Origin of the sequence: Acinetobacter sp. V2, from assembly GCF_001188385.1 — a bacterium.
Classification (GTDB): Bacteria; Pseudomonadota; Gammaproteobacteria; order Pseudomonadales; family Moraxellaceae; genus Acinetobacter; species Acinetobacter oleivorans.
Genome location: NZ_JZFB01000001.1, coordinates 558,200 through 572,281 on the forward strand (window position 1 = coordinate 558,200; position 14,082 = coordinate 572,281).

General features: G+C 38.9%; 13 protein-coding genes. 9 read left to right on the forward strand and 4 right to left on the reverse strand.

Going from position 1 to position 14,082, the window contains the following annotated elements; all coding sequences use genetic code 11:
- Positions 1–639, forward strand: a 639-nt coding sequence (locus tag UC75_RS19880; protein WP_228137036.1) for a chorismate synthase, incomplete at its 5' end; no start/stop codon positions are given.
- A gap of 332 nt (positions 640–971) precedes the next feature.
- On the forward strand, positions 972–1,697 hold the full coding sequence (locus UC75_RS02615; protein ID WP_013198001.1) for a hypothetical protein: 726 nt from the start codon (positions 972–974) through the stop codon (positions 1,695–1,697).
- 240 nt (positions 1,698–1,937) lie between these two features.
- On the opposite strand, the gene UC75_RS02620 is transcribed toward UC75_RS02615, so the two are convergent.
- Positions 1,938–3,167: a GGDEF domain-containing protein gene (locus UC75_RS02620; protein ID WP_005304984.1), complete on the reverse strand. Its 1,230-nt coding sequence runs from the start codon at positions 3,165–3,167 to the stop codon at positions 1,938–1,940.
- A gap of 320 nt (positions 3,168–3,487) precedes the next feature.
- Between UC75_RS02620 and UC75_RS02625 the strand changes: the two genes are divergently transcribed.
- Positions 3,488–4,240 carry a TenA family transcriptional regulator gene (locus tag UC75_RS02625; protein WP_049836577.1) on the forward strand — a complete coding sequence of 251 codons (753 nt, stop codon included), beginning with the start codon at positions 3,488–3,490 and terminating at the stop codon, positions 4,238–4,240.
- A 50-nt stretch (positions 4,241–4,290) separates the two neighbouring features.
- On the opposite strand, the gene UC75_RS02630 is transcribed toward UC75_RS02625, so the two are convergent.
- Both UC75_RS02630 and lipA read right to left on the reverse strand, forming a co-directional pair.
- The gene (locus tag UC75_RS02630; protein WP_049836578.1) at positions 4,291–5,430 is read right to left on the reverse strand and encodes a hypothetical protein; all 1,140 of its coding nucleotides are present in this window, start codon (positions 5,428–5,430) and stop codon (positions 4,291–4,293) included.
- A 156-nt stretch (positions 5,431–5,586) separates the two neighbouring features.
- Entirely contained in the window at positions 5,587–6,573 is a 987-nt protein-coding gene (gene lipA / locus UC75_RS02635; protein WP_049836579.1) for a lipoyl synthase, read from the reverse strand.
- Between the two features lie 352 nt (positions 6,574–6,925).
- Between lipA and UC75_RS02640 the strand changes: the two genes are divergently transcribed.
- Genes UC75_RS02640 through UC75_RS02665 form a run of 6 tightly spaced genes read left to right on the forward strand, consistent with a single transcriptional unit; the run spans position 6,926 to position 13,772 of the window.
- On the forward strand, positions 6,926–7,888 hold the full coding sequence (locus UC75_RS02640; RefSeq protein WP_049836580.1) for a thiamine pyrophosphate-dependent dehydrogenase E1 component subunit alpha: 963 nt from the start codon (positions 6,926–6,928) through the stop codon (positions 7,886–7,888).
- Positions 7,889–7,901: 13 nt separating this feature from the next.
- Positions 7,902–8,921: an alpha-ketoacid dehydrogenase subunit beta gene (locus UC75_RS02645; protein ID WP_049836581.1), complete on the forward strand. Its 1,020-nt coding sequence runs from the start codon at positions 7,902–7,904 to the stop codon at positions 8,919–8,921.
- A gap of 1 nt (position 8,922) precedes the next feature.
- Positions 8,923–10,458, forward strand: coding sequence for a 2-oxo acid dehydrogenase subunit E2 (locus UC75_RS02650; protein ID WP_049836582.1), 1,536 nt, complete (start codon positions 8,923–8,925; stop codon positions 10,456–10,458).
- A 10-nt stretch (positions 10,459–10,468) separates the two neighbouring features.
- Complete coding sequence (lpdA, locus tag UC75_RS02655) at positions 10,469–11,872, forward strand: dihydrolipoyl dehydrogenase (RefSeq protein WP_049836583.1); 1,404 nt, start codon at positions 10,469–10,471, stop codon at positions 11,870–11,872.
- Positions 11,873–11,898: 26 nt separating this feature from the next.
- On the forward strand, positions 11,899–12,684 hold the full coding sequence (locus UC75_RS02660) for an acetoin reductase (protein ID WP_049836584.1): 786 nt from the start codon (positions 11,899–11,901) through the stop codon (positions 12,682–12,684).
- 29 nt (positions 12,685–12,713) lie between these two features.
- Positions 12,714–13,772 carry a 2,3-butanediol dehydrogenase gene (locus UC75_RS02665; RefSeq protein WP_000642313.1) on the forward strand — a complete coding sequence of 353 codons (1,059 nt, stop codon included), beginning with the start codon at positions 12,714–12,716 and terminating at the stop codon, positions 13,770–13,772.
- A 47-nt stretch (positions 13,773–13,819) separates the two neighbouring features.
- On the opposite strand, the gene UC75_RS19885 is transcribed toward UC75_RS02665, so the two are convergent.
- Positions 13,820–14,082 (reverse strand): bestrophin family ion channel (locus UC75_RS19885; protein ID WP_265597215.1); only part of this gene is annotated, 263 nt, incomplete at its 5' end.

Sequence of the window (14,082 nt, forward strand, 5' to 3'; positions counted from 1 at the left end):
TTGATCCGTGGTCATGTTACTCAAATCGGCAATGAAGTTGCCGAAAAACTGGATTGGAATGAAGTTCCGAATAATCCATTTTTCTGTGGTGATGTAGACGCTGTTTCACGTTTTGAAGCTTTGGTGACTTCTTTACGTGAACAGGGAACAAGCTGTGGCGCGAAGCTAGAAATTTTAGCTGAAAAAGTTCCTGTAGGCTGGGGTGAACCTGTTTTTGACCGTTTAGATGCTGATATTGCTCATGCGATGATGAGTATTAATGCGGTTAAAGGGGTAGAAATTGGTGATGGTTTTGCAGTTGCTGGACAGTTTGGTCATGAAACACGTGATGAATTGACCAGTAATGGCTTTTTAGCGAATCATGCTGGTGGGATTTTGGGTGGTATCTCAAGTGGTCAATCCATTCGAGTTGCTATTGCACTAAAACCAACAGCAAGCATTACGACACCAGGTAAAACGATTAATTTAAATCGTGAAGATACAGATGTGTTGACTAAAGGCCGTCATGATCCATGCGTAGGCGTACGTGCAACACCGATTGCAGAAGCAATGCTAGCGATTGTTTTAATGGATCATTTCCTACGCCATCGTGCTCAAAATGCAGATGTTATTCCGCCATTTGCGCCAATTGAACCTTAATCATATTTTTTGATTATAGTACATGAAACCCCGTATTTAATTTAAATATGGGGTTTTAAGTTTTCATTACACTGAAGTTTGATTAAATTTTAAATTATTATCTTGTCTTATAATGTTTATATAAATATAATATTCTGCGATTTATTTTTGAATATATTTATCTGTAAAATCAGCAATTAAATATTGTTAATTTTTACTACACCAGATTTTTATATTTATAAAATAAAGTTAATTTAATCAAATTGCTTTTATATAAGCTTACTACATATTTAAATTTTTATTACTTTAAACAAAGAATTTTCAGAGTCATCATTGAAATTGGGGAAATATCAATGAATCAATGCACATATAGAATTGGCTGTATGTCAAAGGATAGGCTATTGCCTAAAAATTTAGAGGCAATGATAAAAGTTATTCATGACTTATCTTTGTCATCTCATCTTTTAGGGAATTGGATATACAGTGAAGATAATCCAGACATACATATTATTGATTTAGATAGCGGTTACACCAATATACTTATTCCAAAAAAAATTAAGATCGTATTAAGTAATAATCCTGAGCTTTTAAAAGGCTACCAATATGGTTTGAAGAGACCAATAAGGTATCAGGAGCTTCTCAATATTTTACAAGATATTGAGAAGAATGAATATTTTAAAATTAGTCATCAAGAACGTATAACTAATAATGAGAATATCGTTTCTAAAGATCATTTGGAGACAAAGATTCTTTATAAACTTGTTTGTTATCCAAACTTTAAAAACATTCATGCAGAGCAGATTGTTAATGTTACTAGAGTTTGTGCTTTATTATCTATTGAGTCAAAAACAGCTCAAGAAATTAAGAGGTTTTTGAATTTATCCCTTGATGAAATACAAAAAATTATAGAAATAATAAAAAAAGAAGCTTATCCAAATTATGAAACAATACATGAAAATATTGTTTCGATTTTACCATTTTCGGCTGAAAACATTTCTACTGTGCCGCAGAGAATAGAACAAAATTCATTTTTTTATTTTTTAATTAAATTTTGGAAGAAACTGAAGAGAGGGTTCTAATGAAGTGGAATTTTCTACATTATATGGATTGGAGTCTATAATTTTTATTATCTAATACAAAAAGTTGATTAATTGAAAGTCGCTAAATTTATTAAGTTTATATAAGCCATTTTTAACAAATGGTTTAAATTTAAATAAAAGAGGTTTTGGTATGTACTGATTCTAAGTTATTTTTAGCTTTGCCACGGATGGAAAAGCTAATTATTTATATTGAGTCATTTCAAATGGAAGTCAGACTTTTTAAGTTAAATCTACAATTTGTTCTTCGTTTACAGCAATCTTATATTGATTACGCCCATTCGTTTTTGCCTTATACAAAGCATGGTCAGCGCGAGCTACGAAAGCAGAAATTGAATCATTTAGACGTGGAATCGTGGTTGCCACACCAACACTAATAGTGACTTGTGGTGAAACATCACTACATGGGTGTTTAATTGCAATTTTATCAATAGCATTCATTAAACGTTCAACCTGAATCAAGGCTTGCTGAGAATTTGTCATTGGAAATAACAGTAAAAATTCTTCACCACCATAACGAGCAACTAAATCACCACTACGTGCAGCAATAGAGGAAATAGCAATAGCGATTTCTTTTAAGCATTCATCACCCTTTAGATGTCCTAAAGTGTCGTTGTAAGCTTTAAAATAGTCGATATCGACCATCATAATAGTAAGGGGTGTTTCATGTCGTAAAGCACGGCGCCATTCGTTATCCAGTGTTTCGTCTAGATAGCGTCGATTGGCTAAACCGGTGAGTGCATCTTGCTGGGAAAGCAACGATAATTGCTGTGCTTGCTGCATCAGTTCAATGCGATTCAGCTCGATCATGCAGTTTTGTAAGTAGTTTTCTCGATGTTGGCGGTCAGTTGCATAGGCAAGGGTCATTCCCAAGAAACTACTGAAGGTGTAAGTCCGGTTCAAGAAAGTCCAGTCGATCACCCCATTTAAGTAGTTACTTACCAAAATTCCAACAAGTCCTCCAACCCACCCAGCAAATATGGCAGTATAAAAACGCATACCTACTGCACCATAGATAATTACAATTGCATACATCATCGCTGCATGAAAAAGAACGTTCTCTTGGCCATTTTCTATAACGTTAATTAAAATAAAAGTAATTGCTACCGCTAAAGCTGAGCCAATTCCTACATAATAATCAAAGTACTGATTTAATTTTTTAATAAACGATAAAATCCAGGCAAGGAAAATAATTACACCCACCCAAGAATAATAACTAAACCAGGGTAAAACTTGTTCAGTTGGCAATACTTGATATATACCAAAGCTTAAAAATATATATAATATTAAAATAATAGGCGCTCTATAGCGGAACTCATAGGCAGCACCGTTTTGGTATTGAAAACGATAAATCGTTTCAAGCTGCTTTGGAAACCATACGAAATTTAATCCTCGTGTGGTTAATAAATCTATTTGTTCCTGTCCCAATATATTGGAACCCTGCAACTTCATAATTAATGCTCTCTATATTGGAAGTTGTCATAAAATGAGACTTATTTTTAGTAAAGTTCCATCTAAAAATATTGATTATATAATGTGTGATTTATTCAAAATAATAATACAGATTTTTTAAAAAAGTAATGATTTTTATCTGAGTTAAATGTGATAAAAATCACGACATTTCAATGATTAGCGTAACAATTATCTAAAGCATCGCAATCCATCGAAAAAAGTTACAAATGGTCGATTAACGATTGTATCTTTATCATTTTCGGATAGACTTGTAGCGTGAAATACAGATGATTGCTGTCATATAAATAGGAAAATTAGCAATGACTGCTCTAAATCAATATGGAATGCATTTAGAAATTACACCGCATAATGGATGGTCACAGCAGTTCTGGGATGACCTGCTACCAGCGAAAGAACGGGTAAGTAAACATCCGTTTTTTTCGGAAATGGCCAATGGGGGATTGAGCCTAAATAGTTTCCGTTATGCTTTACTTAATTTCTATCCATTAGTCGCGCATTTCCCGTCATATATGGCTGGGGCGTTAGGCAAAGCAACTGGGTTTTCTGAACCTGGCGTTACAGAAGCACGAGATTGGTTAATCCAAAATATTAAGGTAGAAGAGCGACACTTAAAATGGTATCGCGATTGGGCTGGAGGTTTTGGTTTAACTGTAGAAAAGCTTGATAGTGTGCGGCCACCAGCTGCGATGAATGCAGTAAACCATTTCTTATGGAATATGAGTCATCGTGGTAATTTGGCAGAGTGCCTTGCTGCAACAAATCTGGCAATTGAATGGGCAACTGGAGACTGGTCTATTCAGGTCTATAAGGGTATTCATGCATACACTGATCATCCTGAAGTAACGATTGATAAACGTTCTTTGGCTTGGTTACGTGCGCATGCGCATTATGATGATCTTCATCCTTATGAAGCCATGGAGCTGATTAAGCGTTTATGTAATGATCGTCCTGACTGGCAGCAAAAAGCATTTCATGCTGCTGAAGAAGGGCTGCGTTATTATGAATTAGCTTTAGATGATTGTTATCGGGTGCAGCTTCAAGCTTCTGCTTGATCTCATCTCAATAAAAGGGAGAATATCTATACGATATTCTCCCTTTTATTTTATTCGAGTAATTTTAAAAGTCTAGTTCTATAAGGTGTTTCTTCAGGTAATAATTCAATTAAGCGTTCAACCGCATCTACACGATCTGGCACACGACTGACCACTCGTAATAGTTGGTCAACATCTTCAATTTGATAAATCACATGACTCAAACGAGCATCAAAGCAATCTCGCCATGCACACAAAAATGGACTTTCTGATTTAGCTAAAAAACTTCCTCTATAGAGAGTAAGAGTAGTCGATGTGAAGCCTAGGTTTAATGCTTGCTCTGCCATTAAGAAATCACATTGAATTTCGCAGTTAAGTTTATAAGGGCGAGACTCGATAACATCGGGGATTAGGTTTCTAAGTTGAGAAAGTTCTGCTTTTAAGGTGGTGGTACTTACTGGTCGGTCGCCATATAAAGCATAGTGAAGTTCTTCAAGATTAATCCCTTCGGGACAAAGGGTTAGAATGCATAGAATTTCAATCTGGCGTTGAGTCAATGTTAGGCTATGCTGATTATATTGAACTTTAGGAGTGCCAAAGGCTTTAATATATAAAATATTTTTCTGATGAAGCTGAATTGCTTGCTTCACAATATCAGCGCATCTTTCAACAGCTAAAAGCCCAAGAGAATTATGTTTTTGATATTTGGTCGATAAATTCATAATGCCATAAAATTGGCCTGTATTTGTATCGGTAATTGGTGCTGCATAACAGACCCAATCTCTTACACTATTCATTTGGTTTTCGTGTGAGTAAACGCAGTTAGCTGAATGAGTATTTAATGCTAAACCAATTGCATTTTGACCTACTGCCTGAGTTGACCACTGACCACCTTCAACAAAATGGACTTGCTCTGCCGATGAGCGCATCGGTGTACTACTCCATGTCCAAAGTAAAGTACCATGTGGGTCGGTCACACCAATTGCCATATCGGCATCTTCAGCAATATGCATTAAATTCCGATGACACTCGTGAATCGAACGACCAAATAATGAATGTTCCCATTCTTCGGTTAGGTCAAATAACGGAGCCGCATCGAGGTCAACTGGTGGTTTTTTTCCTAATTGTTGAGAATTAGATGACTTTTCTGGCCGGAATAATGACGGCGTGGTATCTAAAAAAGGTGATGATAATTGTTTTGACATATCCATATCGAAATTCCTTTATCATTGAAATGGCGTATCCGTAGCCGCTCAACCGTTATAACTTTCTTATTGTGACTATTTGCTAGTTATCTCCTTACCTTAAATAATTTTATAAGTCTTGACCATTATCCTATTGGATAAGTTTTGTTAATTTCCTGATCATTAAGATAAGACATCTTGTCGGCTGAAAGGCTTTGGTACTTCTTCTCCCAAATATTGTCGATCAGCAAAATAGCTAGAACGAACCATAGGTGCACTCCAAATATTTTTAAAACCTAATCGCTTACCGTGTCGCGTGTATCTTTCAAATTCTTGTAAATTTACAAACCGATGAATAGGTGCATGTGACTTTGATGGCTGTAAGTACTGTCCAATGGTAATAAGGTCTACCTGATAATCTTTTAAGTCGTTCAGTAGAGCAAGTACTTCCGCTTCAATTTCTCCTAATCCAACCATTAAGCCAGACTTGGTTTTGATATCAGGACAATATGCTTTAAAGCGTTTTAGTAACTCTAGTGAGTGTTGATAGTCTGATCCAGGGCGCATCGCTTTATATAAACGCGGAACGGTTTCAATATTATGATTAAACACATCTGGAGGAGATAAGCTCAAAGTCGAAAGAGCTGTCTCTAAACGACCGCGAAAATCTGGTACTAAAATCTCAATCAAAGTTTCTGGGCAGCGTTTTCGGATTTCTTCAATGCATTTTACAAAATGTGCAGCGCCGCCATCGTGTAGATCATCACGGTCTACAGAGGTAATCACAACATATTTTAAGTTTAAGTTTGCGACCGTTTCTGCCAAATGTTTAGGTTCATCTTCATCTAAAGGTTTTGGGCGACCATGAGCAACATCACAAAAAGGGCAACGTCTAGTACAGATATCTCCCATAATCATAAATGTTGCCGTACCTCCACCAAAACATTCCGGTAAATTGGGACACGCTGCTTCTTCACAAACACTGTGTAACTTCTGTTGGCGCAGCAAATTTTTTATGCGTTTAATTTCTTCAAAATCGGTTATTTTGGCTTTAATCCAGTCAGGTTTAGTCGGTAACTCTTCTGTAGGTAAAATTTTAATCGGAATGCGAGCGACTTTATCTGCTCCTCTTAATTTAATACCGGTTTCTACTTGTCTTTTAAAATCCATATTCATAATTCCATTTTGTTTAAAACCTGCTTAAACTCCTATATTTTTAATTTAAATAAATCATATTAAAAAGCTTAATTAATTAAAAACACAGGGTGTGGCGAGTATTATAAAATAAGAAAGGTTGGTTAAAGGTTTGTTTTGCAACTTAATGAAAATTATAAAAAATTTTTAAAATTATTTTTGGTAATTAAGTTTTTGAAATTAAAAAAATAATTACATGTATTTTAATTAAAAACTTTTTAGTCTAATAGATTGATTATTAATTTTGAGTTTAAGTATTTATAGCGAATTAGATTTTCGCTTGAAACTTGGTTGAATTTTTAAAATCAAGATAATAAAGGAAAAGGATATGCAATTAACGGAAGAGCAATTACTCGCAGCATATAAACGCATGCGTGATATTCGTGAATTTGAGGATCGACTTCACGAAGAAAATACCAATGGTGATATTCCAGGTTTTATTCACTTATATAGCGGAGAAGAAGCTGTAGCAGTCGGAATTTGTGAAAACCTAACCGATAAAGACTATATCACTTCAACACACCGTGGACATGGACACTGTATTGCAAAAGGTTGTGACATTCACGCCATGATGCTGGAAATTTTCGGTAAAGATGACGGGCTGTGCCGTGGAAAAGGCGGTTCGATGCATATTGCCGATTTGGATAAAGGTATGCTCGGTGCCAACGGGATTGTGGGTGGTGGACCTCCTTTAGCAATTGGTGCGGCGTTGACAGCGAAAACCTTAAAGACTGGTGGCGTCGGACTATCTTTTACAGGTGACGGCGGTTCAAACCAAGGTCTTACTTTTGAAGCAATGAACATGGCGGTTGTTCTTAAACTTCCAGTCATTTTCGTTTTCGAAAATAACGGTTTTGGTGAAGGGACTGGTCATGATTACGCAGTAGGAAGCAAAGACATTGCTGGTCGTGCAGCGGGTTTTGGTTTACCAGCGGTTAAAGTTGATGGTACCGATTTCTTTGCCGTTTATGAAGCTGCTCAAACTGCCATTGAACGTGCACGCCGTGGTGAAGGTCCAAGCGTGATTGAAACCATTACAAACCGTTTTTATGGCCACTTCGAAGGTGACCCCGGCTTGATTCGTTCTAAAGAAGAAGTCGAGTTCATCAAAGAAAATAAAGATCCTTTGAAAATTTTCCGAGAGAAAGTTAAAGGCAAAATTGATGAAACTAAGCTAGACGAGATTGATGCAGCATCTAAGGCAAATGTTGATGATGCCGTTGCTAAAGCTCGTGCTGCGGCATACCCACAACCAGAACAACTCCTTACCGACGTCTATGTCTCTTACTAAAGGAATAGTAAAGATGCCAAATAAAAGTTTTCGTAATGCAATTAAAGAAGCCATTGAATCAGAAATGCGCCGCGACCCAACGGTTTTTGTAGTTGGTGAAGATGTTCGCGGTGGACATGGTGGTAAAAATACCGAAGATAACGCGCTTGAAGGCTTCGGTGGTGTACTTGGCGTAACCAAAGGCTTATGGACAGAATTTGGTTCGGAACGTGTTATTGATACGCCAATTACCGAGTCTGCAATTATTGGTATGGCCGCTGGTGCTGCGGCAACAGGTTTACGTCCTGTTGCTGACTTAATGTTTATGGATTTCTATGGCGTGTGTCATGACATGCTCTATAACCAAGCCGCTAAGTTCCGTTATATGTTTGGTGGAAAAGCAAAAGCACCAATGGTTGTACGTGGCATGATTGGCGCAGGTTTTTCTGCGGCAGCTCAGCATTCTCAATCTCCATATAACGTATTTGCCGCAGTTCCGGGCTTAAAAGTTGTGGTCCCATCTAGTCCATACGACGTGAAAGGTCTATTAATTCAGGCTATTCGTGATGACGACCCTGTGGTGTTCTGTGAACATAAAATGCTTTATGACATTAAAGGCGAAGTTCCAGATGATGCCTATACCATTCCTTTTGGTGTAGCAAATTATACCCGTGAAGGGACAGACGTGACCATTATTGCTTTAGGGCTGATGGTACACCGTGCCAATGAGGTTGCAGACAAACTAGCAAAAGATGGTATTTCGGTTGAAGTGGTCGACCCTCGCACAATTTCACCTCTGGATGAAGAAGGGATTTTAGAGTCTGTTGCATCAACTGGGCGTGTGGTCATTGTGGATGAATCAGCGGCACGCTGTGGTTTTGGGCATGATGTTGCTGCACTGGTCGCGCAAAAAGGTTTCCACTATTTGAAAGCACCTGTTGAACTCGTAACGCCACCACATACGCCTGTTCCATTCTCTCCAGTTTTAGAAAAAGAATGGATTCCAAGTGTAGAGCGTATTGAGCAAGCTGTGCGAAAAACATTGGAGGCTTAGGATGAGCGAAATTAAAACGCTGGAGATCCCGAAATGGGGATTATCCATGGAAGAAGGCACGATTGCCCAATGGTTGATTAAAGAAGGCGATAGCTTCAATAAAGGCGATGAAATTTGTGAAATTGAAACCACAAAAATCGTTAATGTGTTAGAAGCACCTTTTGCAGGAACGCTCCGTAAAATTTTAGCGAAAGATGGTGATACTTTACCTGTTGGTGGTCTTATTGCTGTATGTGCTGATAGTGAAGTTTCTGATGCAGAAATTGAAAAGTTTATCGCATCACTAGGTGGTTCAGCAGCTCAAGCACCCGAAGCACCTTCGAAGCAAAGTAAAGCGGAAACATCTGCACCTATTGCTGAAAAAGCAGAACAGCCACAGACTTCAACAGCTAGCGCTCCAACTCCTGCAAAGGTAGCTAAAGGTGACTACGCTGTACCAGAGTCATTACAAGGCTATCAAACACCTGATGATTTGTTTGCAACACCACATGCATTAAAGCTTGCAGAAAAGCACAATGTAAACTTGGCAAAAGTCACAGGTTCTGGTCGTGAAGGACGTATTAGTGTTCAAGACATCCAGAAGGCTGTACAAGCTGCTGGTGGTCAATGGCCTGATGTTAAACAGCAAACTCAAGCTAAAGTGGTTAAATCTACTGCCGATGATAGCCAAGTTTTAGCGACACCTGTAGCACGCCGTTTAGCAAAACAATGGGGCATCAATCTAAATGACTGCCGTGTTTCAGGTACTCGTGGTCGGGTCTGTAAAGAAGATGTTGAAGCGGTTTACTATCGTAATAATCCAACCTCGGTAAATGAACAATCTGCTCAATGTGCTGCTCAACCACAATCGACCGTTACTACTGAGGCGATGAATGGTATGCGTAAAGCGATTGCTTCACGGTTACAGGCTGCAAAACGTAATGCACCGCATTTCCGCTTAGTGGTCGATCTAAACGTAGAGGCTTTGCAAAATTTACGTAAACAGATTAATGAGACTGTTCCACAAGTGAAACTTTCTATTAATGACATGCTAATTAAGGCAGCGGCAGCGGCGCTGATTAAAGTACCTGAAGTGAATGTTCAATTTGATGAGGCGACTCAATCAATTTTACAGTTTTCTCAAGCAGATATTTCGGTAGCCGTAGCGATTCCAAACGGTTTAATTACACCCATTGTAAAAGCAGCAAATCAGAAGTCTTTAGCACAAATTTCCGATGACATGCGTGATTTGGCAACGCGTGCCAAGACTGGCAAGTTACAACCTGATGAGTTTCAGGGCGGCAGCTTTAGCATTTCAAATTTAGGAATGTTAGGCATTAAACAGTTCGATGCCATTATTAATCCACCGCAAGGTGCAATTATGGCATTAGGCGCTTCTGAATCACGTGCTGTTGTTGAAAATGGCAATGTAGTGGTTCGTGAGATTGTCACAGCGACGCTGTCTTGCGATCACCGAGTCATTGATGGTGCAGTTGGGGCGAAATTCTTGGCCAGCTTTAAGCAGTTTGTTGAAAATCCTGCTTTAATTTTGGTGTAGGAGAACCCGCATGTCAGAAGCTCAATTTGATTTAATTGTGATTGGCGCGGGACCAGGTGGGTATGTGGCTGCAATTCGTGCAGCCCAGCTCGGGTTAAAAACCGCAATTGTAGAAGAGCAACATTTAGGCGGAATTTGCCTAAATTGGGGCTGTATTCCAACTAAAGCTTTGCTTGCAGGGGCAGAGCTTGCAAACCAATTTAAACATGCTGGACAGTTTGGTTTTCAGGTATCTCAACTCGATTTTGATATTCAAAAGCTTGTACAACATAGCCGCCAAGTATCAGCTCAGTTAGTACAAGGCATCGATTACTTGCTGAAGAAGAATCAGGTGACTGTTTTTAATGGTCGTGCTCAGCTCACGGCTAAAGAAAAACTTGAAGTGACAGATGCTCAAGGTAATAGTCAGGATTTGAGTGCACCACATATCATTTTGGCAACTGGAGCTAAAGCTCGACATGTTCCTCAGCTTCCTGTCGATGGAACATATGTCTGGAGCTATAAAGAGGCTCTTGTTCCAGAGCAGTTACCGAAAAGTTTACTGGTTGTAGGTTCAGGTGCAATTGGTAGTGAATTTGCTAGCCTTTATCAAGACTTGGGATGTCAGGTCACCCTTATTGATTTAGCCAAGCAGATTTTACCAACCGAAGATGCGGAAGTTGCTCAATTTGTTAGAAAACAATTTGAACAAAAAGGTATGAAAGTCTTAACCGATGCTGTCGTTCAAAGTATTCAGATTGAAAATGATCAAGTCCACTGTGTAATTGAAACGGCAAATGACGTTCAAACGATTATTTTCGATCGTGTGCTTTCGGCAATTGGTGTACAGCCGAATACCACAGGGCTAGGACTAGAACGTTTAGGTGTAGAACTAAATCCACAAGGTTTTGTGGCAATTGATGACTATTGTAAAACCAATGTAGCAGGGCTTTATGCCATTGGGGATGTTGCTGGAGCACCGTGTCTTGCCCATAAAGCAAGCCATGAAGCCATGATATGTGTCGAGAAAATTGCTGGTGTAGCAAACGTCCATTCACTCGATCGTAGCCAGATACCCGGTTGTATTTTTACTCATCCACAAGTAGCGAGTATTGGTTTAACTGAAAACGCAGCAAAAGCTCAGAATCTACCTATACGAATCGGTAAGTTTTCTTTAACAGTAAATGGCAAAGCTTTGGCAATTGGTGATGCATCAGGTTTTGTGAAAACGGTGATACATGCAGAGACGGGTGAATTACTTGGTGCACATATGGTCGGCCATGAAGTGACTGAACATATTCAAGGCTTTGCGATTGCCAAATATCTAGAAGCAACTGATGAAAGCTTAGCTCAAGTGATTTTCCCACATCCAACATTATCAGAAGCCATGCATGAATCCATTTTGGCCTCAATGCAACGAGCGATTCATATGTAGAAATTCTACATTTACAGGAGTTGAACATGGTTAAGGGATTAAAAAATAAAGTCGTTTTAGTAACTGGGGCAGCTCAAGGCATTGGCCGTGGGATTGCCCTGCGCTTGGCGCAAGAAGGGGCACATATTGCATTAGTTGATATGAAACAAGATCGACTGAACGATGTGCAGCAGGAAATTCAGGCTTTAGGTGTAAATGCGAGCACATTTATTGCCGATGTCAGTGACCGCGAGCAAGTATATGACGCTATAAATCATGCTGAACAGACACTTGGTGGATTTGATGTCATGATTAATAACGCTGGAATTGCACAAGTTCAGGCAATTGCTGATATCACACCTGATGAATTTCAAACAATTGTTGATATTAATATTGGCGGCGTGCTGTGGGGAATACAGGCTGCTGCTGCAAAATTTAAGCAACGCCAACATAAAGGTAAAATCATTAATGCTTGCTCAATTGCAGGCCACGACGGGTTTGCTTTACTCGGTATTTACTCAGCAACCAAATTTGCAGTAAGAGCACTTACCCAAGCTGCGGCAAAAGAATATGCCAGTCATGGTATTACGGTAAATGGATATTGTCCCGGAATTGTCGGAACAGACATGTGGGTTGAAATCGATAAACGTTTTGCTGAAATTACCGGTGCAGCAATTGGTGAAACTTATAAAAAGTATGTAGAAGGCATTGCTTTAGGTAGAGCCCAAACACCAGATGATGTAGCCGCGTTAGTTGCTTTTCTGGCAAGTGAAGATTCGGACTATATTACGGGTCAATCCATTTTAACGGACGGCGGCATTGTCTATCGCTAAAACAACATCCTGATTTGAGGGAGATAATAATGAAAGCAGCGCGTTTTTATGACAGAGGCGATATTCGTATTGAAGATATCCCTGAACCAGAAGTCACTCCCGGCACTGTAGGTATTAAGGTAGCTTGGTGTGGAATCTGTGGTACAGATTTGCATGAGTTTATGGAAGGGCCAATTTTTATTCCACCATGTGGACATCCGCATCCTATTTCAGGCGAATCTGCACCGATTACGATGGGACATGAATTTTCAGGTGTTGTCTATGCTGTAGGTGAAGGTGTTGATGATATTGAAATTGGTCAGCATGTGGTGGTAGAGCCATATATTGTGGCAGATGATGTGCCGACTGGACCGGGCGATAATTATCATCTTTCTAAAAATATGAATTTTATTGGTTTAGGTGGTCGTGGCGGTGGTTTATCGGAAAAAATTGCGGTTAAACGCCGTTGGGTGCATCCAATTTCTAATAAAATTCCACTAGATCAAGCAGCCTTAATTGAACCGTTATCGGTGGGTCACCATGCTTTCGTACGTAGTGGTGCAAAGGCTGGTGATATTGCACTAGTTGGCGGTGCTGGCCCAATTGGTTTATTGCTTTCGGCAATTTTAAAAGCGAAAGGGCTCAAGGTTATCATTACCGAGTTAAGTGCCAAGCGTAAAGAAAAAGCCAAAGAGTCGGGAGTCGCAGATTATATTTTAGACCCATCAGAAGTTGATGTTGTTTCTGAGGTCATGAAAATTACCAATGGCGATGGTGTCGATGTCGCATTTGAATGTAGTAGCGTTAACAAAGTATTAGATACCTTGGTCGCGGCAGTGAAACCAACAGGTGTTATTGTTATTGTTTCGATTTGGAGCCATCCAGCATCAATTAATGTGCACAGTGTGGTAATGAAAGAACTTGATGTACGAGGCACAATTGCCTACGTAAATGACCATCAAGAAACTATTAAACTGGTCGAAGAAGGTAAAATAAATCTGGAACCTTTTATTACCCAGCGCATTCAACTTGATGATTTGATTTCACAAGGTTTTGAAACCTTAATTCATAACAATGAGTCAGCTGTTAAGATTATCGTACATCCATAAATAGACACTTAAACCTATAAAAAAGAGCGAATCATCGCTCTTTTTTATTAAAGTAAGTTGTTGTTTTGAGCTTCAATAATAGGGGGTAATGGTTGTCCTAAAGAGCTTAAAGACTCTCGTTCAATTAAACGTACAATTGAATCGAGCGGTAAATCATTTTCTTGCAAACCAAAAGGTTCTTCGATTTGAGCACTTAAGGCATCTAAACCTAAAAACATATAAGCAATTAAGCCGACAATAAGTGGTGTCCAAATACCTAAAGCTGCTTCAAGGCTAAATGGTAAGATGAAACAGAAACAATAAACAGCAC